Raw genomic sequence first — 25,423 nt, forward strand, 5'->3', positions numbered from 1 at the left:
CATGCTGACCCACCGCATCGCCATCATGGACGATCTGGACAATCTGCGCGCGCTGATGGCGCGGGCCATCGACCATCTGCAAACCGGATTTCTGACCCCGGAACAGATCACCGCCAGTCGCCATGTGATGGGGCTGGATACCCAGCTCATCAAGGACGGCACCTATTTCCTCGTCGAATCGGATGGGGTGCTGGCGGGCTGCGGCGGCTGGTCCTATCGCGCCACGCTTTATGGCGGCGATGCCAGCGTGGTGGCGCGTGAACCCGAAGTGCTGGACCCGGCGCGCGATGCCGCCCGGATTCGCGCGATGTACACCAACCCCGATTTCGCCCGACAGGGCATCGGCCGCCGCGTGATGCAGGTGTGCGAAGATGCCGCCCGCGCCGCCGGTTTCGCACGCACCGAGATGATGGCGACCATGGCGGGCGTCCCCCTCTACCGCTCCTGCGGCTATGGCCCCATCGAAGAAGTGCTTTCCGCCCCTATCGACGGGGTTCAGGTGCCTTTGCTGCGCATGGGCAAAGTTCTGTAAGCCCAAGATCTTGTAAGCAAAGAAAAAGGGCCGGTGATCAACCGACCCTTTTTTCATCAGGGAATGGTGCCCCTGGCCCGACTCGAACGGGCACATCTCTCGATATCCGATTTTGAGTCGGACGCGTCTACCATTCCACCACAGGGGCGTTATTCCCAAAACCATCTGCGAAGGATCGCCGCAGCGGCTCTGTTCACCCCGCCTAGCGATCCTTTCGCATCAGATCAATGGCTTTTATCAGCCTTCCTTCAACGCGCCCACAAGCAACTTGTGGAGACGCGAGTGGAGAGCGTCATTGCCAGCCAGCACTTCCTTGTCGCAAACCGGCAGCGATTGGCCGCGATAGTTCGAGACAAAGCCACCGGCTTCACGCACCAGCAGGCAGCCGGCAGCCGAATCCCAAGGCTTCAGGTTCGATTCCCAGAAACCTTCGTAACGACCCGCGGCCACCCAGGCCAGATCGAGCGAGGCCGCGCCAAAACGGCGAATGCCCGCCACCTGCGGCGCGATCGCCGCATAGATCTTGGCCCATTCCAGCGGATCGCCATGGCCCGCAAAGGGAATGCCGGTGGCGATCAGGCTCTCGTCCAGATGACGGCGGCCCGACACGCGCAGACGGCGATCGTGCAACCATGCCCCGCGCGACTTTTCCGCCCAGAAGCTTTCATCCGTGATCGGCTGATAGATGATCCCGGCGATAACATCGCCCCAACCATCGCCCGCCGGGCCCTTGCCGTCAAAGGCAGGTTCCTGCGCGGCAATGGAAATGGCGAAATGCGGGATGCCGTGCAGAAAATTGCTGGTGCCATCGAGCGGGTCGATGATCCAGCGCGGGCGGGTAGGATCGCCTTCGATCACCCCGCCCTCTTCCATCACGAAGCCCCAGTCGGGGCGCGCGGCGCGCAATTCGTCATAGATCGTGCGTTCGCTCTGCTGGTCGGCGCGGCTGACGAAATCAGCCGTACCCTTGCGGCTCACCTGAAGGTGCTCCACTTCGCCAAAGTCGCGACGCAAACGCTGACCGGCCTTGCGGGCGGCGCGTTCCATCACGCGGATCAGGCCGGAAATTGCCATACTCAGTCAGCCTTACCGACATAGGTGCGTTCGTAAACGTTCACCACGATGCGGGTGCCCGAAGCGATATGGGGCGGCACGAGAATGCGCACGCCATTGTCCAGCACGGCCGGCTTATAGCTCGACGAGGCTGTCTGGCCCTTCACCACGGCATCGGCTTCAACGATGGTGGCTTCGACCTGTTCGGGCAGCTGGACGCTGATCGGGCGTTCGTCATACATTTCGAGAACCGCCGTCATACCGTCCTGAAGGAAGGCCGAGGCATCACCGATGATGTCCTTGGAAAGGTTGATCTGATCGTAGGTTTCCACGTCCATGAACACCAGATCCTCGCCCTCGGCATAGAGGAACTGGAAATCCTTGGTGTCCAGACGAACTTTCTCCACCGTATCCTGGCTGCGAAAGCGCACATTGGTCTTGCGCCCGTCGATCAGGTTCTTCATCTCGACCTGCATGAAAGCGCCGCCCTTGCCGGGCTGGGTATGCTGGGTCTTGGCGACCTTCCAGATGCCCTTTTCATACTCGATAATGTTGCCGGGGCGGATTTCGACGCCGCTGATCTTCATGGGGTTTGACCTTCGATGGAAAAGAGCAGAAATAAGTTTGGCGCAAAAGCGCAGTCGGGCGCCCTTAGCGGACCTCAGGCCATCTGGCAATCATGCTGTGCATTGGGATTAGCGGGAATTGCGGTCTTTTCTACGCCCGCTCTGGCGGGGCCGGAAGGGCCTGCCTTTACCGTGCGGCGCGGCGAATATGTCTGCGAAATGCCCGGCACCGCACTGACCGCTGCCGGATTGCGCCGCCCGGAGGAGGATTTCACCATCCGCCAGGGCTCGATGTACAGCACGAGCGAGGGGCGCGGGTCGTATCTGGCGACGGGCGATGAGATCCACATGACCACCGGCCCCAAGCGCGGCGACCGGTTCCGCCGGGTCAGCGAGAATTTTCTGCGCAAGCTGACCAGCGAAGGCAAGGAGACCGACCTTCGCTGTATCCGCCGCGTGGCCAATAATCGCTATTGATTTAGGCGCTTAATCCTCCAGCGGCCATGTGGTCCGCTGGGCCGCCGCGCGCTTGGTGCTGGTGTAGAGCCAGACCAGCGCGGCGGCAAAGATCACCATACCCAGCGGCAGGGCGACATCGCCCGGCTCGATGATTTCCAGCGGGGTCGGGCTGTTGCGCGCGGCCGCGATCCCGGCAAAGACCACGCCAAACAGGCTCTCGCCCGCAATCAGGCCTGTGGCCGCCAAAACGCCCAGCCGCTCGGCCAGTTCAGGATCGCGGCTCTTCTTGGCCCAATTGTCATAGATGCGCCCGATGATCGCCCCCACGGGAATCAACAGCGTCAGCCCCATCGGCAGATAAATGCCCATGCCCAGCGCGAGGGGCGGCAGAGCGCCCTTCTTCATCGCGCGCAGCACTTCGTCGATGATGACGGCCACCACACCGATCCCCGCGCCGATGCCGATCAGGCCCCAGTCGAGACTGCCGCCCAAAACGCCCTGCGCAATTGCCGAAATCAACGCGGCCTGCGGGGCGGCCAGCGCTTCGGGTCCGGCATTGGCGGCGCCCTGAAAACCGAAGGTGGTGTTGAGCAGGCTGAGCACCGGCGGGATCACCAACGCGCCGAACACCACGCCCAGCACCAGCGCGATTTGCTGTCGCCAGGGCGTCGCGCCGATCAGCTCGCCGGTTTTCAGGTCTTGCAGGTTGTCGTTAGAAATCGTCGCCACGCCAAACACGATGGCCGTGACGAACAGCGCAAAGGCCACCAGCGCACGGGTCGCCTCGGGTGCGATGCCCCGGCCAAAGATCGCGGCCAAGAGCAACGCGATGCCTAGCGCGGAGATGATCCCCGTACCCGAAATCGGGCTGTTCGACGCGCCGATCAGGCCCGCCATATAGCCGCAGACAGAGGCGATCACGATGCCGATCAACAGCACGTAAAGCACGGTCAGCACAAGCACCGGCACGAAATGCGCCTCAATCGGCCCGCCCGAGGCGAAACCGGCCAGCAGCAGCCCGATCGGCACCATCGAGGCGGCAATCACCGCGCCCACAAGGCCAATCGGCAGGTCCTGTTCACTCAAGGCCAGCGCCCCGCCCTGCCCCGATTTGCGCGCCCGCTGCGCCGCCAAAGCGCCCGTGATGCCCTTCACAATCGGCCCGATCACGCGCAGCAGCGTCCAGACCGCCGCCACGCCAATCGTTCCGGCGCCGATGAAGCGCACCTTGCTCTTGAACACGCCGGAGACGAAACCGGCCAACTCATGCGTCGCAGGAACCCCGCCCGCCGTATAATGCGGCACCAGCACGACCCAACTGATGAGCATGCCGATCAGCATCGCAATGCCCACCGTCAAGCCGACCAGATGGCCCACGCCAATCAAAGCAAGGCTGAAACTGGTCGAAACGCCCGAAGCGCCAGCGCCAAAGCGGAAGACGCGCGAGGCTTCCTCGGCCACCACGCCCATCTTGGCGAGCAGAGTATAACCCACCGACACGCCCGAACCCAGCACGATGGCGGCCAGTCCCTTGCGGTTCTCCTCCTCGCCGCCGACGCCAGCGCCGACTTTCAGCACCTCGGCCGCCGCCACGCCTTCGGGATAGGGCAGATCGCTGCCCGTCACCAAAGCGCGGCGCAGGGGGACCGAATACATCACCCCCAGAATGCCGCCCACGCCGATCACCGCGACCGATTGCCAGTAAGGGAAATCCACCCACCAACCGATCATGATCAGGCCCGGCAGCACGAAGATGATCGCGCTGAGCGTCCCCGCCGCGCTGGCGATGGTCTGGACGATGTTGTTTTCCTGAATGGTCGCGCCCGAAAAATGGCGCAGCACCGCCATCGAGATCACCGCCGCCGGGATCGATGTGGCAAAGGTCAGGCCGATCTTCAGCCCGAGATAGACATTGGCCGCCGTGAACACGATGGTGAGCAAGGCGCCCAGCACGATGCCGCGCAGGGTCAGTTCGCGCTTATTCGCGCCTTCAGGATTGGCTTGGGTCATGCCCATGTTCTGACACGCCGGCGCCCCTTGGGAAAGGGGCAGCCGACATGCTCTTCAACAACTTTATTGCGCGGCCAGGATAGCATCCATCAAGGCTTTGACATTCGCAACCTCATCACCGTTCCACACCGCACCCGAAACGGCGAGGAAATCGGCCCCCGCGCGCACCAGCGGCGCGGCGTTTTCCGCCGTAATCCCGCCAATCGCAACGCAGGGAATTTCAAACAGGCCCTGCCACCAGGTCAGCAGGTCCGGCTCGGCATAATGCTCGACCTCTTTGGTGGCGGTGGGGTAATAGGCGCCAAAAGCCACGTAATCGGCCCCGGCCTCGCCCGCTTCCAGCGCCAGATGGCGGCTGTTGTGGCAGGTCACGCCGATCTGCGCATCCTGTCCCAATTCCTGACGCGCCACTTTGACGCCGCCTTCGCGGGCCAGATCGTCCTGCCCCAGATGCACGCCATCGGCATTCAGGCGCTTGGCCAGCGTGAGCGAATCGTTGACGATGAAGGCGATCTCGCGCTCGGCGCAAATGGCCTGCAAGGGCGCGGCCAGACGCGCGGCAGCGTGATCGTCGATGTCCTTCACGCGAAACTGGAAAGCCGCGATCCGGTGACGCCCCTTGAGGCCCGCATCCAGAGCGCGCGCCAGCCTTTCGGGAAAATCGCCGCCCACATCGGCGGGCGAGATCAGATAAAGCTGCGTGGGAGCGCGGGTGTGTTCAAAGGTCGGTGCGTCAGTCATGTCCGCGCCCATACCGCATAAAAAACGCGGAGGCCAGTGTCGGCCCCCGCGTCTTTTGCTTCACCCAAGAGACTGAGGATTATTCCTTGCCCTTGTAGATGTTCACCAGCTTGCCCAGCATGGCCAGCGCTTCGTCACGCGGGCGCTGGAACGTGTTGCGGCCGATGATCGAACCATTGCCGCCGCCATCGCGAATGTCGCGCGCGTCCTGATAGACCGCGTCGGCGCCCTTGGTGGCCCCGCCCGAGAAGATCACGATGCGGCGGCCGTTGAAGCACGACTGGACCACATGCTTGACGCGATCAGACTGCGCCGACCAGTCGGTGCCCTCATAGCAGGGCTTGGCTTCGGCCTGCTCAATGTGGTTGCTGGGCAGCTTGACCTTGATGATATGCGCGCCGATCAGCGCCGCGATATGCGCAGCATAGGCGCCCACGTCCAAGGCCAGTTCGCCGCTCTTGGGCAGCTTGCCGCCGCGCGGATAGGACCAGATCACCGTGGCGATGCCGACGCTGGCCGCTTCGTTGCGCAGTTCCTTGATCTCTTCGATCATCTCGAACACATCGTCCGAGCCGGGATAGATCGTGAAACCAATCGCCGAGCAGCCCAGACGCAGCGCATCGTCAACGCCGCCCGTCAGCGCCTGATTGGCCGCCGTACCCCAGCTGTTCGAGCTGTTGACCTTGAGGATCGTCGGGATCTGGCCGGCAAACTTGTCGGCGCCCGCCTCCAGCATGCCCAGCGGCGCGGCATAGGCCGAAAGCCCTGCGTCGATGGCGAGCTGATAGTGGTAATGCGGATCATAGGCGTCGGGGTTGACCGAGAAGCTGCGTGCCGGGCCATGTTCAAAGCCCTGATCCACCGGCAGAATGATCATCTTGCCCGTGCCGCCCAGCTTGCCCTGATTGAGCATGCGATAAAGATTGGCCTTAACGCCGGGATTGTCGGATTCGTAATTGCTGAGGATCTTCTGGACAACCTTGGTGGTCATGCGTGTTTCCCTGTTGGTTAAGGCCTGTTGTTCATACCTATGCGTAAAAGATTGCATAGGTATGCGCGGCCGGTCTGAAATAGCCCGCCCGGTTTTGCAATGCAACTGCTGCACTGCAACCGAGCGGGCGAATTTATTTAGATTTCGAGCGCCTTGACGCCCGGCAGTTCGCGGCCTTCCATCCATTCAAGGAAAGCGCCGCCTGCGGTCGAGATATAGGAGAAGTCCCCCGCCACCCCGGCATGATGCAGCGCAGCAACGGTATCGCCGCCGCCCGCCACCGAAACCAGCGAACCTTCCTTGGTCAGCGCCGCGGCGATCTGGGCCAAAGCCACGGTCGCCGCGTCGAAAGGCACGGTTTCAAACGCGCCCATCGGCCCGTTCCACACCAGCGTCTTGCAGGTTTTCAGCGCATCGGCCAGCGCCTCAACCGCGCTGGGGCCTACGTCGAGGATCATCTCATCAGCGGCCACTTCATGCACGTTGCAGGTGCGCAGCGAAGGCGGATTGGCGGCAAATTCCTTCGACACCACCACTTCATAGGGCAGATGCACAGTGCAACCGGCAGCGTCCGCCGCTTCCATGATCTCTTCGGCCGTGGCGGCCAGATCGTGCTCGCACAGGCTCTTGCCCACATCCACGCCGCGCGCGGCCAGGAAGGTGTTTGCCATGCCGCCGCCGATGATGAGGTGGTCAACCTTGGTCACCAGATGCTTCAACACATCAAGCTTGCTCGACACCTTGGCCCCGCCGACAACGGCGGCCACCGGGCGCACCGGCTGACCAAGCGCATTTTCCAGCGCCTCAAGCTCGGCCTGCATCGAACGACCGGCATAGGCTGGCAGCACATGGGCCAGACCTTCGGTGCTGGCATGCGCGCGATGCGCCGCCGAAAAAGCATCATTGACGTAGAAATCGCCAACCTCGGCAATGGCTTTCACCAACTCGGGGTCGTTCTTTTCCTCGCCGGGCCAGAAACGGGTGTTTTCCAGCAAAGCAATGTCGCCCGCGCGCAGGATGCCCGCAGCCTGCTTGACCACATCGCCCGCCACTTCGGGCACGAACATCACTTCGCGGCCCAACACCTTTTCCACCGCGCCCACGACCAGCGACAGCGACTGATCCGCCACGCGATTGCCCTTGGGACGGCCGAAATGCGCCAGCAGCAGCACCTTGGCGCCCTTGTCGGCCAGTTCCAGAATGGTGGGCGCAACAGCGCGCACGCGCGTGTCTTCCGTGACCGCGCCATCCTTCATCGGCAGATTGAAATCGACGCGCACCAGCGCGACCTTGCCGCTCACATCGCCCAGATCGTCGAGCTTACGAAAAGCCATCTCTAACCCCTAAATTATCAGAACCCCAGAAACAAAGGGCGGAAAGGTTTCCCTTCCCGCCCCGGTGTTCCATCAGAGGAACTTGGCCATCGCGCCTGCCGTGTCCAGCATGCGGTTCGAGAAGCCCCACTCGTTGTCGTACCAGCTCAGCACACGCACCAGCTTGCCGTCGATGACAGCCGTTTCCAGCGCGTCGATGGTCGAGGAATGCGGATCGTGGTTGAAGTCGATCGAAACCAGCGGCTCTTCGGTATAGCCCAGCACGCCCTTGAGCGGACCTTCAGCAGCAGCCTTGAGCAGAGCGTTCACTTCCTCGATGGTCGTGTCGCGCTTGGGCTGGAACGTCAGGTCGACGACCGAAACGTTCGGGGTCGGCACGCGGATCGACGAACCGTCCAGCTTGCCCTTCAGTTCGGGCAGCACTTCGCCCACGGCCACAGCAGCGCCGGTCGAGGTCGGGATCATGTTCAAGGCAGCGGCGCGAGCGCGACGCGGATCCTTGTGGATCTGGTCCAGGATCTTCTGGTCGTTGGTGTACGAGTGGATCGTGGTCATCAGGCCACGCTCGATACCAATCGATTCATGCAGAACCTTGGCAAAAGGCGCCAGGCAGTTGGTGGTGCACGAAGCGTTCGAGACGATCAGGTCGTCAGCGGTCAGCGTTTCATGGTTCACGCCGAACACCACGGTCTTGTCGACCTTCTTGGCGGGCGCCGAGATCAGCACGCGCTTGGCGCCTGCCGTCAGGTGCTTGCCGGCCGAATCGCGGTCGACGAAGAAGCCGGTGCATTCCAGCGCAATGTCGATGCCATTGGCGGCATGCGGCAGGTTGGCGGGGTCCTTCTCGGCGGTCACCTGAACGCGCTTGCCGTTCAGGATCAGGTCGTTGCCGTCCACTTCGACGGTGCCCGAGAAAGTGCCATGCACGCTGTCATGCTTGAAAAGACGGGCATTGGCCTTGGCATCGGCCAGATCGTTGATCGAAACCAGTTCAAGCCCGCAATCGGGACGCTCCAGAATGGCGCGGGCCACATTGCGCCCGATACGACCGAAACCATTGATGGCAACCTTCACAGCCATGAATATCCTCCTCGTTAGTTCTGGAGTGCCGCAAGAATTTGCGGCGCAATCTTTTCAGCCGTAAGACCGAAATAGTCATAAAGAGCCGGGGCCGGAGCCGATGCGCCGAAGGTGTCGATACCAAAGCGCAGACCGTCAAGGCCCGTAATACGTTCCCAGCCAAAGGTCGTACCTGCCTCGATGCTGACACGCAGCACATCGGCGGGCAGAACATCAGCCCGGTAGGCCGCATCCTGTTCAAGGAAACGGCTCATCGAAGGCATCGAGACCACATCGACGCCCACACCCTGCGCTTCAAGCGCGGCGCGAGTCGCCATCGCAATCTCAACTTCCGAACCGGTCGCCACGATCACCACCTTGCGCGCCGCACCGGCGGCCTCAAGACGATAGGCGCCCTTCGCCGTCAGGTTCGGACCCGAATGGCGATATTGCGGCAGGTTCTGACGGGTCAGAGCCAGCACGCTGGGGCGGCCTTCATTGGCGATCGCCAATTGCCATGCCTCGGCGGTTTCAATCACGTCGGCGGGGCGGAACACTTCCAGATTCGGGATCATGCGCATCGACATCACATGTTCGATCGGCTGATGGGTCGGACCGTCCTCGCCAAGGCCAATCGAATCGTGCGTCAGCACATAGACCACCTTGGCCCGCTGCAAAGCCGACATACGAATGGCATTGCGGCAATAATCCGAAAACACGAGGAAAGTGCCGCCATAAGGGATGATCCCGCCATGCAGCGCCATGCCGTTCATGGCCGCGGCCATGCCGAATTCGCGGATGCCGTAATAGACATAGCGGCCCGAATAGTCCTGCGGACCGAACGGCTTGGTCGACTTGGTGACGGTCAGGTTCGAGCCGGTAAGGTCGGCCGAGCCGCCCACCATTTCGGGCACATGCGCGGTCAGCACTTCCAGCGCCATTTCGCTGGCCTTGCGGGTGGCGACCTTGGTGCTGCCTTCCAGCCATGCGTCGAACGTGGCCTGCACCTCGGTCTGGTCGGGCAGTTCGCCGTTCATGCGGCGCAGCAGTTCGCCGCCCTTGTCGCTGGCCGCCACGCGCGCAGCCCAGTCAACCGCCGCCGTCTTGCCCAGAGCGCCGACATTGCGCCAGTCGCCCAGCACATCGGCGGGCAGTTCAAAGGCAGGCAGCGTCCAGCCCAGTTCGCCGCGTGCGGCTTCCACTTCGGCCGCGCCCAGCGGCGAGCCGTGCACGGAATGGCCGCCCTGCTTATTGGGCGCGCCCTTGCCGATGATCGTACGGCAGGCGACGAGCGAGGGGCGAGGATCAGCCACCGCTTCGGCAATCGCGCGTTCGATGTCAACGAAATCATGACCGTCGCAGGACACGACATGCCAGCCGGTCGCCGTATAGCGCGCGGCCACGTCTTCACTGGTCGACAGATCGGTGTCGCCGTCGATGGTGATGCGATTGTCATCCCACAGCACGACCAGACGGCCCAGCTTGAGGTGACCGGCAAGACCGATGGCCTCGTGGTTGATACCTTCCATGATGCAGCCGTCGCCCGCGATCACGAAGGTCTTGTGATCGACCAGATCATCGCCGAACTGCGCGTTCAGGTGACGCTCGGCAATGGCAAAGCCCACCGACATGGCAAGGCCCTGACCCAGCGGACCGGTGGTGCATTCCACGCCCGGCAGTTCGAAGTTTTCCGGGTGCCCGGCGCAAACCGAGTGCAGCTGGCGGAAATTCTTGATGTCTTCGATCGTGGGCTGTTCATAGCCGGTCAGATGCAGCAGGCTGTAGATCAGCATCGAGCCATGGCCAGCCGACAGGATGAACCGGTCCCGGTCGGGCCAGCGCGGCTGGGCCGGATCGAACTTCAGGAATTTCGAAAACAGGACCGTGGCAACATCGGCCATGCCCATCGGCATGCCGGGATGGCCCGAATTGGCGGCCTGAACCGCATCCATCGAGAGCACACGGATGGCGTTGGCCATGTTTTGCAGGCGGGGGGCGGTAATGCTCATGATGCTTTCGAAAGCTCCGAATAGGTATGCACAGGCACATTGGCGTGCGATTCGCGCCGCCTCCATTGCGGACAGGGGGGCCTGCGTCAACCTCTGCGCGGGGCCAAAATGGCATGGAAATCGCCGCAACCGTTGTCATTTGGGCCGCAGCGGGCTTTGCAAGGGCAAAATTATTGCGCTAGGCCTTTGCCGGTGATGGCCAGCAGTGAAACCGACCCCGCCCCGATCAACCCCGCCCTCGACCGGATCGAGGCCGCGCTGGACCGGATTGCCCATGCTGCCCAGCGCGCTGGGCAAGCGCGCCTTGAGGCCGCCGGTCAGACCGCCCAGCTTGAAGTGCGCCACGAAATCCTGCGCGAAAAGGTAGGCGATGCGCTCTCCACCCTCGATGGGCTGATCGCACGGGTGCAAAAATCATGAGCCGGGTCGATCTGATGATCGGCGGGCGCGATTATGCGGTTGCCTGCTCGCCGGGCGAGGAAGATCATGTGCGCCTGCTGGGCCGCATCATCGAGGAGAAGATGGACGCTCTGCCCGGCACCACGAATCAGAGCGAAGTGCGCTCGATGCTCTTTGCCGCGCTCCTGCTGGCCGACGAGGTGCAGGAATTGCGCCAGCAGGCCGATCAGGGCGCGCCCGATACGCCGCCAGCCGATCCCGCGCTGGGCGAAAGGCTGGATGCCGTGGCCGCAAGGCTCGAACAACTGGCCGCATCGGTCGAAGGACTTTTCTAACTAGCCCTTGAGAAATCGCACCATAGCGCCTAAATAGGTGAATGACGGGTACTGCCCGGTGCGAGCCGCATGAAAATCCCTGAGGCTATAAGCAATCCTAGGGGGCTGTCCCTGCCACTGGCTCTGGCCTCTGGTACATGGTCCCCACCTGACGTCGAGGCGTCAGAGGATTTCCCGGCAACGGCCCATGGTGGTCCCGTCACCCTTTATTTGTTGGGTCCGCCCAACGCCTTCGCGTTGGGCTTGCTGTGCCGTCCCGCTCCCCCGGCCCAGCCACCCAGATTGTACTGAAGGTAGCTGCGCCGGAGGAGCGGGACGGCACAGGCCGAAAGTGCAGACCTTGACCGACAAAAAATCCCTGCGCGCCCGTTTGCGCCGCCTGCGCCGCGAGCATGTGAACGCCCTGCCTGCCTCCATGTCCGCCCTTTTGTTCCTGCGCCCGCCCGGCGCAGTGGCGGCGGTGGCGGGCGCAGGCTCGGTGGTGGGCCTCTATCATGCCATTTCGGGTGAGGCGCCGACGCGCTCCTACGCCAAATGGTTTGCCGAGAATGACCGGCGAATCGCCCTGCCGTGGTTTGCCGCCGTGGGCGCGCCGATGCAGTTTCGCGCATGGAACGATCCGTTTGCCGACGAAGGCCTCGAAACCGGCCCCTATGGCGCGCTCCAGCCCTCCGCCACTGCGGAGGAGCTGTTTCCCGATGTCGCCTTCGTGCCGCTGGTCGGCTTTACCGCCGAGGGCCTGCGACTGGGGCAAGGCGGCGGGCATTATGACCGCTGGCTGGGCGCGAATCCGGGGGTGATGGCGCTGGGGCTGGCATGGGATTGCCAGAAGGTGGACAGCCTGCCCGCAGAGCCCCATGATATGCCCCTGCGCGCGGTGATCACCCCCACCCGCCTTTACGGAGATATCTGATGCGCAAAGAGCCTACGTGGCGCATTCCGGCGGGCCTGCTGCTGCTGCTGATCGGGCTGGCGGTCTATGCGGCGCTGGTGGCGCGTTATATCGCGCCGTGGATCGCGCCATGGCCTGCGCTGGGGCAAATGCCGGTCTATGTCGTGCTGGGCGTGGTCTGGCTGCTGCCCTTGCGGCGATTCCTGATCTGGATGGAGACCGGGCGCTGGGGTTAATTCCCCCGGCGTTTTATCCAAACTCAAAAAAGGCCCGATCCGCTTGGGACCGGGCCTTTTTGATACCATTCCAAGGAATGGACCCAAGGTGGCGCGAGTGACGGGGCTCGAACCCGCGACCTCCGGCGTGACAGGCCGGCACTCTAACCAACTGAGCTACACCCGCGCAATATGCTTGGGCCTCGCAAGGAACCATGAAGTGGCGCGAGTGACGGGGCTCGAACCCGCGACCTCCGGCGTGACAGGCCGGCACTCTAACCAACTGAGCTACACCCGCTCACTTCGTGTTTCCTTCGGGGCAGCGCCCCTTGGGTGACGCGGCCTCTACGTTGGGAGGGGCGACCTGTCAACAGGCTTGAACATGCTTTTGCCCAAGCCCCGGTTTTTCAGGGTTTTCACGCGGTGAACAGCCTGTAATCTCTGCCACGAATCTGTTTCCGGCGCATGACAATGCGATTTATCCACAGACTAATGCCGATAAATCAGCACTTTTCGTATTTCCAATTGCGCCTTTTCCCTTCCGCCATCCATTCTACCGCCTGAGTGATACGGCGGGCGCGGGTGGCGGGCGCTTTGGCCTCGACAATCCATTCCAGATAATCGCGCCGATGCGACGGAGCGAAAGCGGCGAACACCGCGTCGGCCGCCGCATTCTCCGCCAGAGCCGCCGTCAGATCGTCAGGAACAGCGATCTCCGCCTTGGGCGCCTTGGGCGCGCGGGCGGGCTTCTTTGCGCCCGACAGGCCCTGCGCGGCCTCCATCAATCGCATCCGAAACGTATCGGCATCGGGCAGGTCATCCATACTGGCGATCTTGCCATAGGCGCCCAGCCCATCATCACCACGGCCTTCCTCGGCCCCCTGACGCCCCGCGCCATGGATCACAAAGGCGCAATGCGCCTTAAACGCCGCCATCCCGGCCAGATTCTTACCATTGAGCGTGAAATGGGGCATCGACCATTTGATCGTCTCGCCCAGCCCCGGCACAGCCTCATGCACCGCGCGGCGCAAATGGGTCAGGATCGGCCGCGCGAAATCGGGCGCGGCCGCGATATAGGCATCGATTCTCTGATCCATTTGCTCTCCCTTTTACACAGCGACGGGCGCTCCCAATTTGGCCTGCGGGGCATAGTCGAGAACCGAGAAATCCTCGATCCGGTAATCAAAGATGCTCTGCGCCCGCGGCGTAATCGCCAGCTTCGGCTCGCCCGAGGGCACGCGCTTCAACTGCTCCTCGACCAGATCGCCATGGTTGAGATAGAGATGCACATCGCCCCCCATCCACACCAGCTCGCCCGGCTCCAGCCCGGCCTGCGCCGCCAGCAGCCGCACGAACAGCGCCGCGCTCCACAGATTGAACGGCACGCCCAGCGCCAGATCCGCGCTGCGCTGATACAGGATGCCCGACAGGCGCCCATCGGCCACATGGAACTGATAGGTCTTGTGGCAAGGCGGCAGCGCCATCGCGTCCACCTCGGCCACATTCCAGCCTTCGACGATATGGCGGCGGCTGCCCGGATTGGTTTTCAGGGCATGGACCAGATCAGCGACCTGATTGATTCCCTGCCCCAGCCGGTAAAGCCCATCGCCTACTGGCTCATAGGTCGGCCAGTTCACCCATTGCTTGCCATAGACCGGGCCAAGATCGCCCCAGCGCGCAGCAAATTCCGCGTCAGCCACGATGCGCGCGGAAAAATCCTCGCGGGTAATCTGATCCCCCGTCTCGCGCCGATAATGCGCCAGCGGCCAATCGGTCCAGATTTCCACCCCCTGCGCACAGAGCGCGCGGATATTGGTGTCGCCGGTCAGGAACCACAGAAATTCGCGCGTCGCCGTTTTCCAGAACACCCGCTTGCTGGTGACCAGCGGCATGCGCCCATCGGACAGATCACAGCGAATCGTCGCGCCAAACAATGACCGCGTACCCACGCCCGTGCGATCACGCCTCTCATCGCCCGTTTCCCAGATCTGGCGCATCAGATCGAGATATTGCCATTCCCAATGCCGGAGAGTGTTGGGACGCTGAGCGTTAGAACTGTCGGTCTGCATGCCCCTCATCTAACGCCGCCCCGCGCCGAAAGCCACCGGCAATCGCCTCGCTCTATCTAGCCCCAAGCCATCTAGGGGTGTTTGCGTAATACCTCCGTGCGAAATGCCAAAGTCTACCGGGTAAAACGGGCAAATATCCCTCATTCTCATGGGTTGCCCGCGTTGAGATCCGTTATCCTTCCCTATCGGCAATTGGCCATCGCCCAACTGGCCCTGGTGCTGTTGCTGGCGCCGCTGATCGCACTTTGGCCGCGGGCCGGGATGGCGGTGCTGGTGCTGCCTTTGCCGGGACACAGCGCCGGGGCCGCCCTTTGGGCCAAAGCGCAGGGCCTGCCCCTGACGGGCCGGGGCATCGCAAAGGGCAGCCTGATCCTGATCGGGGGCCGCCAGTATACGCCTTTCTCCGCGCTGGGCGCGGGGGCGCTGGTTTTCGCCGTGCCCTCCTCACTTTGCCAGTCTCCTTCGAACTTTCCATCTGCCAATCGCCAAGGATGAGCCATGCATGAAATTATCAATCTGCGTCATCTGGGGATGAAAGCCCTTGTGGGCGTATGCTGGCTGATCACCATTCTGGTGCTGATCGGCAGCATGATCGCCGGTTCGGGCTTTACCCCGGTCCTGCTGGCGCTGGGGCTGGTGGCGGTGCCGACCTTGCTGATGATGTCGGGCAAGGATGACGCGGTGGCGCGCATCGCCATGGGCGCCACCCTGCCCCTGTTCAGCGCGGTGCTGCTCTATCAATGGAGCGGCGCCACATGGCAGGTCGATCTGCACATGACCTTCTTTGCGCTGATCGCGATGCTGCCCGTTCTGGTCGACTGGCGCCCTATCATTGCGGCAACCGTGGTCACGGCGCTCCATCACCTGCTGCTCAGCTATATTGCGCCTTCGCTGGTGTTTGGCGCCACCGGTGATTTCTTTCGCGTGGTGCTGCATGCGGTGATCCTGCTGGTGGAAACCGGGGTTCTGATCGCGCTTGTGCAGAAATTGTCGCAGGTGATGATCCAGCAGGAGGCCGCGCAGGAGGAAAAGGAGCGCATCACCCTTGCCGCCGAGCGCGAGCGTGAAAGCGTCGAGGCTGAGCGGCGCGAAGTGGTCGAGGAAATCGGTGCCGCGATGCAGGCGCTGGCGCGCGGCGATCTGGCCCACCGGCTCAACCGCCGCTTTCCGACCCAGTTCGAGGAACTGCGCGAGGATTTCAACCGTTCGGTGGGCGATCTGGCCGCATTGGTCAGCCAGGTTTCGCGCGCCTCCAGCGTCATTCAGGCCGGGTCGGCCGAAATCCGCACCGCCAGCAACGATCTGGCCATGCGGACCGAGCAACAGGCCGCCCGCGTCGAGCAAGCCGGATCGACCATGCAGCGCCTTGTCGAGGCCGCGCGCGATACCGCCCAGAGCGCCGCCTCGGTCAATGCCGCGCTGGATCAGGCCCAGCAAAGCGCCAATGACGGCCAGCATGTCGTCAGCCGCGCGATGGCGACGATGGAACTGGTCGAAAAATCCGCGCAGGAGATTCGCCAGATCATCACCCTGATCGACGGCATCGCGTTCCAGACCAACCTGCTGGCGCTGAACGCCGGGGTCGAGGCCGCTCGCGCGGGCGATGCGGGCAAGGGCTTTGCGGTTGTCGCCAATGAAGTGCGCGCGCTGGCCCAGCGCAGCGCGGACGCGGCCAATGGTATTAAGCAGTTGATCGACACATCCACCCATCAGGTTTCCGAAGGTGTGGCGCAGGTGCTCCAGACCGGCGAGGCGTTGCAAGGCATCATCGGCCAGATCGGCCAGATCGCGCAAGCCGTGGGCGCGATTGCCGATGCGGCCCACAGCAATGCCGAGGATCTTTCACAGGTGGGCGACACCTTCCGCATCCTTGACCAATCGACCCAGCAAAACGCCGCCATGGTCGAGGAAAGCAACGCCGCGCTGCAGGCGCTTTCGGGCGAAACCAATGTGCTGATCAACGCCGTCGGGCGGTTCAGCGGCGAGGGTTCGGGGGGGCATTCCGGGGGCCGTTTGGGGCTGGCGGCGTAAATTCGCCCAGTGAAAGATTTTGAAAAGCCGGGATTTCTGCGGTTTTCTGAAAAAATGCATCGGTTTTTGAAAAAACTTGCCACTTGCCGCTTGCCAACCCGAATACCCCCCTATATAGGCGCCCTCCTGCCCAGCGGCGCTCTTAGAGAGCCGCTCCGGTCGGGGAATAGCTCAGCCTGGTAGAGCACTGTCTTCGGGAGGCAGGGGCCGGAGGTTCGAATCCTCTTTCCCCGACCATTTTCTCTCTTTTACGAGAGATACAGGATAAGGCGGCCTTAGGGCCGCCTTTTTCTTTGCGCGCGATATATTCGCCCTCTGCGCGGCCCGTCCCACCCCGGCCAGCCTCCCCGCCGCCGCGACAATTATTAACGCAAATTTTACAACCTGATCCTAGATTTCATCCAATTTCGCGCTTCAGGGGCAAGCCATATCCATGTCCGTCATTGCCAAGATCCAGCGGGCCAATTCACAGCCAGACGCTCGGCCCTCACGGTCCGCGCGCAATGATATGCTCGCGCTGGCCATTGCGGTCACGGCAACCTGCATGGTCGCCGCCATCGGCGGCAAGGCGCTGTCGCAGGTTTGGGCGCGGGCCAGCGGCATCGGGCTTGGCCCGGATCAACTGCTGACCAATGCGCTTTTGCTTAACATCGCGCTCGTCATCTTTGGCTGGCGCCGGTATCAGGATCTGCATGGCGAAGTGGTCGCGCGGCGTCAGGCCGAAGATCTGGCCCGCCAGATGGAGCAGACCGATCCGCTGACCGGCTGCCTTAACCGCCATTCCTTTGCCCCGCGCGCCAATCAGTTGCTGGCGACTCTGCGCGAACGCGGCGAAACGGCGGCGCTGGTGATGCTCGACATCAATGACTTCAAGGTCATCAATGACAAGATCGGCACGCATGGCGGCGATCTCCTGCTGACCGACACGGCCCAGCGGATCGAGGCGCTCCTGCCGCCCGAGGCCCTGCTGGCGCGGCTGGGCGGCGATGAATTCGCCTGTGTCATCCCCTTTACGCCGGGCCATCCCGAACGCGTCGATCATATTGCCGACGCCATGCTGGCCACGATGGACCGCAAGCTGGAAAGCCACCGGCTGAGCGCCAGCGTGGGGCTGGCCAGCGGCGATCGCCAGAACCGGCTGGGCAATGCGCCGATCGACGCCAATGGCCTGCTGCATCTGGCCGAAGTCGCGCTGTTTCATGCCAAGAAGCAGGCACGCCCTGCCCCACTGTGGTTCGAGGAATCGCTGGAAACCGAATTGCGCTATCGCTGCGAACTGGAACTGGCGATCCGCGAGGCAATCCCTGCGGGCGAATTCGTGCCCTATTATGAACAACAGGTCGATCTGGCCACGGGCGAGGTGCTGGGCTTTGAAATGCTGGCGCGCTGGCATTCGCCCACCTTTGGCCTGATCGGGCCGGACGTGTTCATCCCGATTGCCGAGGAAATCGGCGTGATCGCCGAAATGTCCGAATCGCTGATCCGTCAGGCCCTGCGCGATGCGCGCGAATGGGATCCGCGCCTCACGCTCTCGGTCAATATCTCGCCGCTGCAATTGCGCGATCCGTGGTTTGCGCAAAAGCTGCTCAAGCTGCTGGTCGAGGCGCAATTCCCGCCCCAGCGGCTTGAGGTGGAAATCACCGAAACCAGCCTGCACCAGAATATCGCCGTGGTTCAGGCGCTCGTCACCTCGCTGCGCAATCAGGGCATCACGATCAGCCTCGATGATTTCGGCACCGGCTATTCCTCCTTTGCCCAACTGCGCAAGCTGCCCTTTGACCGGATCAAGATCGACCGCAGCTTCGTGCTGGCCATGCAGGAGGATTCCGACAGCCGCACCATCGTGGAAACCATCGCGCTGCTGGGCAAGGGCCTTGGCCTGCCGATCACGGCCGAAGGGGTCGAATCGGCCGAATTGCTCGAAAGCCTGCAGTCTTTGGGCAGCTTCAAAGGCCAGGGCTATCTCTACGGCAAGCCTCAGGACGCACAGGCCACCCGCGAATTTCTGGCCGAACGCGCCCTGCTGGCGCCCCACGCCCATGACGTTTCGCTGGCCAGCAGCCGTCAAGCCGAGCCCGCACCATCGACCCAGCCATCAACTATGCCGCAAGAGTGGCTCCGCACCGCCTAAAAGGGTGGACCTGAGGCGCCAACAGGCATAGAGCGCGGCCCATGCGCATAGGTTTTGTCAAGATGCACGGGCTGGGCAATGACTTCGTCGTCCTTGATGGGCGCAGCGAAGCCCTGCCCGAAATCACCACCACGCTGGCCGCCGCGCTGGCCAACCGCCACACCGGCATCGGCTGCGACCAACTGGTCGTGCTGGACGGGTCGGACGTGGCCGATTTCCGCATGCGATTCTTCAATGCCGATGGCAGCGAAAGCGGCGCCTGCGGCAATGCCAGTCGCGCGGTCGGCCTGCTGCATGGCCGCCCCGCCCGGATCGAAACGCTGGGCGGCATATTGACGACCGAGCCGAGCGAGGCGGGGATCAGCGTCGATATGGGCGTGCCGCGCTTTGACTGGGATGCGATTCCGCTGGGCTTTGCCATGGATACGCTCACCATGCCGGTGGGCTGGGAAGATCTGGTTGGCCCCACGGCGGTCAATGTCGGCAATCCGCATGTGATCTTTTTCACCCCCGACACCGATGCCGTCGATCTGGCCCGCATCGGCCCGATCATTGAGCATGATCCGCTGTTCCCCCAGCGCATCAACGTCAATGTCGCCACCATCACCTCGCGCAGCGCCATACGGCTGCGCGTGTGGGAGCGTGGTTCGGGCATTACGCTGGCCTGCGGCACCGGGGCCTGCGCCACGGCGGTGGGCGCCATGCGCCGGGGCCTTGTCGACCGCCGGGTAGAGGTGACGCTGCCGGGCGGCGTGCTGGTGATCGAATGGGGCACGGATGGGCGCATTACCATGACGGGTCCGGCCACCGAAGCCTTCCGTGGCAGCTTCGAGCTTTCCGACTATCTCGCATGAGCGTTGAGGCCGTCTCGCGCGTTGAAGTCATCTCTCTGGGCTGCCGGATGAATCTGGCTGAAAGCGAGCGGATGCAGGCAATGCTGGCGGGTGAAACCGGTCTGGTGGTCATCAATTCCTGCGCCGTGACGGCCGAGGCGCTGCGCCAGACGCGGCAGGCCATCCGCCGCGCGCGCCGCAATAACCCCGATGCGCGCCTGATGGTGACAGGCTGCGCCGCCGAAATCGAGCGCGAGGCCATTGCCGCCATGCCTGAGGTGGACGGGCTGATCGCCAATGCGGAAAAGCTGGACGCGCGGGCGTGGAATGTGCCCGATCTGGCCCCGGTGGCGGCGCGCTCGGTGGGCCATACGCGGGCCTTTGTCGCGGTGCAGAACGGCTGCGATCATGCCTGCACCTTCTGCGTGATCCCGCAGGGGCGCGGTCCTTCGCGCTCGCGCTCGCTGGCCGATGTGGTGGCCGAAGTGCGCGCCCATGTCGCGGGCGGCGTGGGCGAAGTGGTGCTGACGGGGGTGGATCTCACCTCTTGGGGTCAGGATTTCGGGCTGCGTCTGGGGGCCTTGGTCGCCGCGATCCTGCGCGAGGTGCCTGAGTTGGCGCGCCTGCGCCTGTCCTCGGTCGATGGGGTGGAGATCGATCAGGAATTGTTCGACCTGCTGGCCGGGGAAGCGCGGCTGATGCCCCATCTGCACCTCTCGCTGCAACATGGCGATGATCTGATCCTGAAACGCATGAAGCGCCGCCACAGCCGCGCCGATGCGCTGGATCTGGTGGCGCGGTTGAAGGCCCTGCGCCCCGACATGGCCATCGGCGCCGATATCATCGCCGGTTTCCCCACCGAGGATGAGGCCGCACATCAGGCGAACCTGTCGATCATTGCCGAACTGGCCATCGTCCATGGCCATATCTTTCCCTATTCCCCCCGCCCCGGCACGCCCGCCGCGCGCATGCCGCAGGTGGAGCGCGAGGTGGTGCTGGCCCGCGCCGCCGCCTTGCGTGAGGCGGTCGCGCTTCAGCGTCAGGCATGGCAGGAAAGCCTGCTCGGGCGGCCCCAGACCATTCTGGTCGAGCGCGACGGGACGGGCCATGCGGAAAATTTCGCCTCCATTCGCGCGCCTGCCGGCGCGCCGCGCGGGGCCATCATCACCATCACACCCACATATTTGCTTGAAGGAATGCTGGCATGAGTGCCGATAGCTGGTCCGACCGTTTGCTGGGCGGTTTTGCCAAAACGAGCGACCGACTGACGGGCAATATCGCCGGTCTGCTGGGCGGGGCCGCGCGCCTGACCGAGGATCAGTTGGATGACCTTGAAGACGCGCTGATCCTGTCCGACCTTGGCCCGCGTGCGGCGGCACGCATCCGCGAACGTCTGGCGGCCACGCGGTTCGACAATGGCGTCGATGAAGCCGCGATCCGCGCCGCCGTAGCCGAGGAAATCGCCGCGATCCTGCGCCCGGTGGCCAAGCCGCTGGACGTCACCGCCTTTCCGCGCCCGCATGTCGTGCTGGTCATCGGCGTCAACGGCAGCGGCAAGACCACGACCATCGCCAAGCTCGCCCATCTGTTTCAGGAGCAGGATTACGCGGTGATGCTGGCGGCGGGCGACACGTTCCGCGCGGCGGCCATCGGGCAATTGGGCGTCTGGGCGGATCGTTTGGGCGTGCCGATCATCAAGGGTCCCGAAGGCGGCGATCCGGCCAGCGTAGTGTTTGACGCGGTGAAAGCCGCGACCGACAAGGGCACTGACGCGCTGATCGTGGACACCGCAGGGCGTTTGCAGAACAAGCGCGAATTGATGGACGAACTGGCCAAGATTCGCCGCGTGCTGGGCCGGTTGAACCCGGCCGCACCCCATGACGTGGTGCTGGTGCTGGACGCCACCAATGGCCAGAATGCTCTGGCCCAGATCGAGGTCTTCCGCGAAGTGGCGGGCGTGACGGGATTGGTGATGACCAAGCTGGACGGCACCGCGCGCGGCGGCGTTCTGGTCGCGGCGGCCGAGCAATATGGCCTGCCGATCCATGCCATTGGCGTGGGCGAAACCATCGACGATTTGCGCCCCTTTGACCCGGACCTTGTGGCCCGCGTGATCGCCGGGGTGGCGGCATGAGCGCGACGAAGAAGAAGTCGGGCTGGCTCAATATCGTTATCGATTATGGGCCGATGCTGGCCTTTTTCCTCGCCTATCGCGCATCACGCCCGGCGGGCGGCGAAGCGGGAATCGGCGATGTGGTGGCCATCACCAAGAGCACGGTGGTGTTTATCGTCGCCACGCTGATTGCGCTGGTCGTGTCGAAATGGCGGCTGGGGCGGATCGGGCCGATGCTGTGGCTTTCATCGGGCCTCGTCGTGTTTTTTGGCGGGCTGACGGTGCTGCTGCATGACGCCACATGGGTCCAGATCAAGCCCACCGCGATCTATGTCGCCAGCGGGCTGGCTTTGCTGATCGGGCTGATGCGCGGCCATGCGCTGCTCAAGATCCTGCTGGAGGACGCCTTTGCGGGCCTGTCCGACGAGGGATGGATGAAGCTGTCGCGCAACTGGGGCTGGTTCTTCCTGTTCCTCGCGGTGCTAAACGAGGCGCTGCGCCACTTCTACAATCAGGCGAATCACAATTTCGACACTTGGTTGGCGATGAAGATCTGGCTGTTTATGCCGCTCTCCTTCCTTTTCACCTTTGCCCAGATGCCGATGCTGTTGAAGCATGGGTTGGGGGCGGAGGAAGCTGATTCCAAGGAGGATTGAATGCGAGGGACTCGTCCCTCGCGCTCCCGTTACTGTCTGCGTGGCGCTGGGGCTTCGGCATTTTGTGTCGGACGCGGCGTTGAAAATAGAAAAGCCTGCGGCGCTGTTTGAAGGCGCCGCAGGCTTTTCTATTTTGGCCCCAAAGCACGAGGCTTCAGGATCATTCCAAAATCAGTAATGGGGGTGCGGGGTGCAGGGGGACGAGTCCCCCTGCGAAAAACTCCCCTTTACCCCTGCTGATCAGCGCGGGCTGCGCCTTCGCCATCAAGGTTGGCTTCGACGAACGCCCAGTTCACATGGTCGAGCAGCGCGTCGAGGTAGTTCGGGCGCAGGTTGCGATAGTCGACGTAATAGGCGTGTTCCCAGACGTCGAGCGTGAAGAGCGGCTTCACGCCTTCATAGGCAACCGGGGTGTCGGCGTCGTGATAGCTCGTCACCTTCAGCTTGCCGTCTTCCAGCACCAACCAGCCCCAGCCGCTGGCGAAGTGACCGGCGCTTTCAGCCTTGATCGCGGCCTTAAACGCGTCGAGGCCGCCCAGATCGGTGTCGATCTTGGCCAGCAGTTCAGCCGAAGGAGCGGTCTTTTCCGGCGACAGGCCGAGCCAGTAGAACGTGTGGTTCCAGATCTGGGCCGAAGCGTTGAACAGCTTCTTGTTGCCCGCAGCCTTGGCGGCCGCGATCACTTCGAGCAGGCTCTTGCCTTCCAGATCGGTGCCCTTGATCTGGTCGTTGGCCTGCGTGACATAGGCATTGTGGTGCTTGCCATGGTGATAGTCGAAGGTTTCGGCCGAGAGGACCGTGCCAAAGGCGTCCTTGGCATAGGGCAGTTCGGGAAGAGTGAAGGCCATGACTTTCTCCTGTGTTATCGCGAATCCCCGGCCCGGGGCTTGTGGCGGTATATGGGCATCAAAGCGCGGATCGGCCACCGTGCAGAGCGAAAAAATCTGTAGGGCGGGAAAGCTTACCCTTCCCGCCCCGCTATTTAGATCTCCACCTGGCTGCCCAGCTCGACCACGCGGTTGACGGGCAGGCGGAAGAATTCCATCGCGGAGGCCGCATTGCGCATCATCCACGCAAACAGCTTTTCGCGCCAGATCGCCATGCCCGGCTTGGACGAAGCGATCAAAGTCTGACGCGAGAGGAAGAAGCTGGTCTTCATCATGTCGATCGGTTCGCCGTCCAGCGTCACGCCCTTGAGCGCGGAGGGCACATCGGTATCCTCAAGGAAGCCGAACTTGATCGCCATTTTGTAGAAGCCCTGACCGAAATTCTTCATCTCGATCCGCTCGCCATCCTCCAGCACCGGCACATCCTGAATGGCGATGGTCAGCACGACCACGCGCTCATGCAGCACCTTGTTATGCTTGATATTATGCAGCAGCGCCGAAGGCACCCCGCCCCGCGTCGATGACATGAAGATCGCCGTGCCCGCCACGCGCTGGGCGCTGGAATGGGCGCTCTTGGCGAAAACCTCGAAGGGGATCGTGCCCTCGGCCATGCTGGCCCGCATCAACGCGCGCCCCTTGGACCAAGTGGTGAGCAGGGTGAAAATCGCCAGCCCCATCACCAGCGGCACCCAGCCGCCATCGGGGATCTTCGTCAGGTTGGCCGACAGATAGCCGAAATCGAGCAACGTGAAGATCACCAGCAAGGGGATCGCCAGCCATTTCGCCCATTTCCACACCACGAACAGCATCACCGCCAGCAGGAAATTGTCGATCATCATCGCGCCCGTCACCGCGATGCCATAGGCCGCCGTCAGGTTCGACGATTCCTTGAACACGAACACCAGCAGGATCACCGCGATCATCAGCGCCCAGTTGATGACGGGAATATAGATCTGCCCGGCGTTCACACTGGTATATTTGATCGACATGCGCGGGATGAAGCCAAGCTGGATCGCCTGCTGCGTCACCGAGAAAGCGCCCGTGATGACCGCCTGACTGGCAATGATCGCGGCCAGGCTGGCCAGACCCAGCAAGGGCCACTGGAACCATTCAGGCGCAAGGAAATAGAACGGGCTGGCCAGAGCAGGCGCGCCCACGCGCACCAGCAAGGACGCCTGCCCCAGATAATTGAGCACCAGCGAGGGCAGCACGATTGCCAGCCACGACAGACGAATCGGCGGGCGCCCAAAGTGGCCCATATCGGCATAAAGCGCCTCGGCCCCCGTCACAGCCAGCACCGCCGAACCCATCGCCAGAAAGCCGCGCATCGGATCGGCCACAAACATCGCAGCGGCAAAATGGGGCGAGAGCGCGGCGATGACGCCCGGATGCTCCAGAATGCTCATCACGCCCAAAACCGCGATCACCGCGAAATAGACCAGCATGACAGGGCCGAAAAAGGCCGCAACCTTGGCCGTGCCGCGGCTCTGGATCAGAAACAGGCCGATCAGAATCACCACCACCATCGGCACGACGGCGCCATGCATGCCCGGCTCGTAAACGGCCAGACCCTCGATCGCGCCCATCACCGAAACGGCGGGCGTAATCATCGAATCGCCATAGAACAGCGAGGTGGCAAACACGCCCAGCAGCACGATGCCCGCCGACCAGCGCTTGCCCGAAATATGCTGGTTCACCAAAGCCAGCAGGGCCAGCGACCCGCCCTCGCCCCGGTTATCGGCGCGCATGATGATCGACACATATTTCAGCGTCACGATCACCATCATCGACCAGAACATCAGACTGATGATGCCGTAAACATGCAATTGGTCGAGCGGCAGGCGGTGATGCCCGGCAAAAGTGTCGCGCATCGCATAAAGCGGGCTGGTGCCGATATCGCCAAACACCACGCCCATCGCCCCCAGCGCCAGCTTGGGCAGGCCGCCATGTGATCCTTGATGGGTGGAAGAGTGTTCGACCTTATCGGTCTCGCCCGGCTGCGCCACTGGCTGCATCATGCCTATGCCCCTGAGTCGCCGCGAAAAGCGGCAAGGCCCGGCGATTAGCAGCGCGGCAATGCCCCGGCAACAGCCGTTTGCATCCCGCCG

General features: G+C 63.0%; 25 protein-coding genes and 4 tRNA genes. 14 read left to right on the forward strand and 15 right to left on the reverse strand.

What is annotated here, in order from left to right:
• Position 1: 1 nt before the first annotated feature.
• On the forward strand, positions 2–532 hold the full coding sequence (locus tag GGR38_RS07645) for a GNAT family N-acetyltransferase (RefSeq protein WP_183624574.1): 531 nt from the start codon (positions 2–4) through the stop codon (positions 530–532).
• 64 nt (positions 533–596) lie between these two features.
• Here GGR38_RS07645 and GGR38_RS07650 read toward each other — a convergent pair.
• From GGR38_RS07650 to efp, 3 genes are all read right to left on the reverse strand, one after another.
• A tRNA-Leu gene (locus GGR38_RS07650) sits at positions 597–680 on the reverse strand.
• Between the two features lie 89 nt (positions 681–769).
• A complete protein-coding gene (locus GGR38_RS07655) occupies positions 770–1,606 on the reverse strand; it encodes an inositol monophosphatase family protein (RefSeq protein WP_168602662.1) in 837 nt (278 codons plus the stop codon).
• 2 nt (positions 1,607–1,608) lie between these two features.
• Positions 1,609–2,172: an elongation factor P gene (efp, locus tag GGR38_RS07660; protein ID WP_183624228.1), complete on the reverse strand. Its 564-nt coding sequence runs from the start codon at positions 2,170–2,172 to the stop codon at positions 1,609–1,611.
• A 102-nt stretch (positions 2,173–2,274) separates the two neighbouring features.
• Here efp and GGR38_RS07665 point away from each other — a divergent pair, with 102 nt between their 5' ends.
• Positions 2,275–2,628: a hypothetical protein gene (locus tag GGR38_RS07665; protein ID WP_183624230.1), complete on the forward strand. Its 354-nt coding sequence runs from the start codon at positions 2,275–2,277 to the stop codon at positions 2,626–2,628.
• A gap of 9 nt (positions 2,629–2,637) precedes the next feature.
• On the opposite strand, the gene GGR38_RS07670 is transcribed toward GGR38_RS07665, so the two are convergent.
• The 6 genes from GGR38_RS07670 to tkt form a co-directional block, all read right to left on the reverse strand.
• Positions 2,638–4,620 carry an OPT family oligopeptide transporter gene (locus GGR38_RS07670; protein WP_183624232.1) on the reverse strand — a complete coding sequence of 661 codons (1,983 nt, stop codon included), beginning with the start codon at positions 4,618–4,620 and terminating at the stop codon, positions 2,638–2,640.
• 63 nt (positions 4,621–4,683) lie between these two features.
• Positions 4,684–5,361, reverse strand: a complete 678-nt coding sequence (thiE, locus tag GGR38_RS07675) for a thiamine phosphate synthase (RefSeq protein WP_183624234.1) — start codon at positions 5,359–5,361, stop codon at positions 4,684–4,686.
• Positions 5,362–5,440: 79 nt separating this feature from the next.
• Complete coding sequence (locus GGR38_RS07680) at positions 5,441–6,352, reverse strand: class I fructose-bisphosphate aldolase (RefSeq protein ID WP_183624236.1); 912 nt, start codon at positions 6,350–6,352, stop codon at positions 5,441–5,443.
• Between the two features lie 137 nt (positions 6,353–6,489).
• Positions 6,490–7,686 carry a phosphoglycerate kinase gene (locus GGR38_RS07685; RefSeq protein ID WP_183624238.1) on the reverse strand — a complete coding sequence of 399 codons (1,197 nt, stop codon included), beginning with the start codon at positions 7,684–7,686 and terminating at the stop codon, positions 6,490–6,492.
• A gap of 72 nt (positions 7,687–7,758) precedes the next feature.
• Complete coding sequence (gene gap, locus GGR38_RS07690; protein ID WP_168602655.1) at positions 7,759–8,766, reverse strand: type I glyceraldehyde-3-phosphate dehydrogenase; 1,008 nt, start codon at positions 8,764–8,766, stop codon at positions 7,759–7,761.
• A gap of 14 nt (positions 8,767–8,780) precedes the next feature.
• Positions 8,781–10,754, reverse strand: a complete 1,974-nt coding sequence (tkt, locus tag GGR38_RS07695; RefSeq protein ID WP_183624240.1) for a transketolase — start codon at positions 10,752–10,754, stop codon at positions 8,781–8,783.
• Positions 10,755–10,949: 195 nt separating this feature from the next.
• On the opposite strand from tkt, the gene GGR38_RS07700 reads away from it, so the two are divergent.
• The 4 genes from GGR38_RS07700 (at position 10,950) to GGR38_RS07715 (ending at position 12,616) form a co-directional block, all read left to right on the forward strand.
• Positions 10,950–11,174 carry a hypothetical protein gene (locus GGR38_RS07700; protein ID WP_183624242.1) on the forward strand — a complete coding sequence of 75 codons (225 nt, stop codon included), beginning with the start codon at positions 10,950–10,952 and terminating at the stop codon, positions 11,172–11,174.
• Entirely contained in the window at positions 11,171–11,488 is a 318-nt protein-coding gene (locus GGR38_RS07705; RefSeq protein WP_183624244.1) for a cell division protein ZapA, read from the forward strand. Before GGR38_RS07700 ends, GGR38_RS07705 begins: the two co-directional genes overlap by 4 nt.
• Before the next feature lie 331 nt (positions 11,489–11,819).
• Complete coding sequence (locus tag GGR38_RS07710; RefSeq protein WP_343059036.1) at positions 11,820–12,401, forward strand: 5-formyltetrahydrofolate cyclo-ligase; 582 nt, start codon at positions 11,820–11,822, stop codon at positions 12,399–12,401.
• Positions 12,401–12,616: a DUF2842 domain-containing protein gene (locus GGR38_RS07715; protein WP_183624248.1), complete on the forward strand. Its 216-nt coding sequence runs from the start codon at positions 12,401–12,403 to the stop codon at positions 12,614–12,616. The genes GGR38_RS07710 and GGR38_RS07715 overlap by 1 nt, the downstream gene beginning before the upstream one ends.
• 89 nt (positions 12,617–12,705) lie before the next feature.
• On the opposite strand, the gene GGR38_RS07720 is transcribed toward GGR38_RS07715, so the two are convergent.
• From GGR38_RS07720 to thyA, 4 genes are all read right to left on the reverse strand, one after another.
• A tRNA-Asp gene (locus tag GGR38_RS07720) sits at positions 12,706–12,782 on the reverse strand.
• Between the two features lie 34 nt (positions 12,783–12,816).
• Positions 12,817–12,893, reverse strand: a tRNA-Asp gene (locus GGR38_RS07725).
• Positions 12,894–13,098: 205 nt separating this feature from the next.
• The gene (locus tag GGR38_RS07730; protein WP_183624250.1) at positions 13,099–13,692 is read right to left on the reverse strand and encodes a YdeI/OmpD-associated family protein; all 594 of its coding nucleotides are present in this window, start codon (positions 13,690–13,692) and stop codon (positions 13,099–13,101) included.
• A 12-nt stretch (positions 13,693–13,704) separates the two neighbouring features.
• Positions 13,705–14,673, reverse strand: coding sequence for a thymidylate synthase (thyA, locus tag GGR38_RS07735; RefSeq protein ID WP_246404331.1), 969 nt, complete (start codon positions 14,671–14,673; stop codon positions 13,705–13,707).
• A gap of 153 nt (positions 14,674–14,826) precedes the next feature.
• On the opposite strand from thyA, the gene GGR38_RS07740 reads away from it, so the two are divergent.
• The 8 genes from GGR38_RS07740 (at position 14,827) to GGR38_RS07775 (ending at position 22,428) form a co-directional block, all read left to right on the forward strand.
• The gene (locus tag GGR38_RS07740) at positions 14,827–15,159 is read left to right on the forward strand and encodes a hypothetical protein (protein ID WP_183624252.1); all 333 of its coding nucleotides are present in this window, start codon (positions 14,827–14,829) and stop codon (positions 15,157–15,159) included.
• Between the two features lie 3 nt (positions 15,160–15,162).
• Entirely contained in the window at positions 15,163–16,695 is a 1,533-nt protein-coding gene (locus GGR38_RS07745; protein ID WP_183624254.1) for a methyl-accepting chemotaxis protein, read from the forward strand.
• A 160-nt stretch (positions 16,696–16,855) separates the two neighbouring features.
• Positions 16,856–16,932: transfer RNA gene (locus GGR38_RS07750), tRNA-Pro, on the forward strand.
• A 196-nt stretch (positions 16,933–17,128) separates the two neighbouring features.
• Positions 17,129–18,826: a putative bifunctional diguanylate cyclase/phosphodiesterase gene (locus GGR38_RS07755; RefSeq protein WP_183624256.1), complete on the forward strand. Its 1,698-nt coding sequence runs from the start codon at positions 17,129–17,131 to the stop codon at positions 18,824–18,826.
• 41 nt (positions 18,827–18,867) lie between these two features.
• Positions 18,868–19,680, forward strand: a complete 813-nt coding sequence (gene dapF / locus GGR38_RS07760) for a diaminopimelate epimerase (RefSeq protein WP_183624259.1) — start codon at positions 18,868–18,870, stop codon at positions 19,678–19,680.
• Positions 19,677–20,867 (forward strand): tRNA (N(6)-L-threonylcarbamoyladenosine(37)-C(2))-methylthiotransferase MtaB, encoded by a 1,191-nt coding sequence (mtaB, locus tag GGR38_RS07765; RefSeq protein WP_183624261.1) that lies wholly within the window; start codon positions 19,677–19,679, stop codon positions 20,865–20,867. The genes dapF and mtaB overlap by 4 nt, the downstream gene beginning before the upstream one ends.
• Entirely contained in the window at positions 20,864–21,793 is a 930-nt protein-coding gene (gene ftsY, locus GGR38_RS07770) for a signal recognition particle-docking protein FtsY (RefSeq protein WP_183624263.1), read from the forward strand. Before mtaB ends, ftsY begins: the two co-directional genes overlap by 4 nt.
• Positions 21,790–22,428: an inner membrane-spanning protein YciB gene (locus tag GGR38_RS07775; protein WP_183624265.1), complete on the forward strand. Its 639-nt coding sequence runs from the start codon at positions 21,790–21,792 to the stop codon at positions 22,426–22,428. Before ftsY ends, GGR38_RS07775 begins: the two co-directional genes overlap by 4 nt.
• 227 nt (positions 22,429–22,655) lie before the next feature.
• On the opposite strand, the gene GGR38_RS07780 is transcribed toward GGR38_RS07775, so the two are convergent.
• Together GGR38_RS07780 and GGR38_RS07785 are read right to left on the reverse strand one after the other, a co-directional pair.
• The gene (locus tag GGR38_RS07780) at positions 22,656–23,276 is read right to left on the reverse strand and encodes a superoxide dismutase (RefSeq protein WP_183624267.1); all 621 of its coding nucleotides are present in this window, start codon (positions 23,274–23,276) and stop codon (positions 22,656–22,658) included.
• A 134-nt stretch (positions 23,277–23,410) separates the two neighbouring features.
• On the reverse strand, positions 23,411–25,333 hold the full coding sequence (locus GGR38_RS07785; RefSeq protein ID WP_425497046.1) for a potassium transporter Kup: 1,923 nt from the start codon (positions 25,331–25,333) through the stop codon (positions 23,411–23,413).
• Positions 25,334–25,423: the final 90 nt, after the last annotated feature.

Source organism: Novosphingobium sediminicola, from assembly GCF_014196525.1.
In the GTDB taxonomy this organism is placed as follows: domain Bacteria; phylum Pseudomonadota; class Alphaproteobacteria; order Sphingomonadales; family Sphingomonadaceae; genus Novosphingobium; species Novosphingobium sediminicola.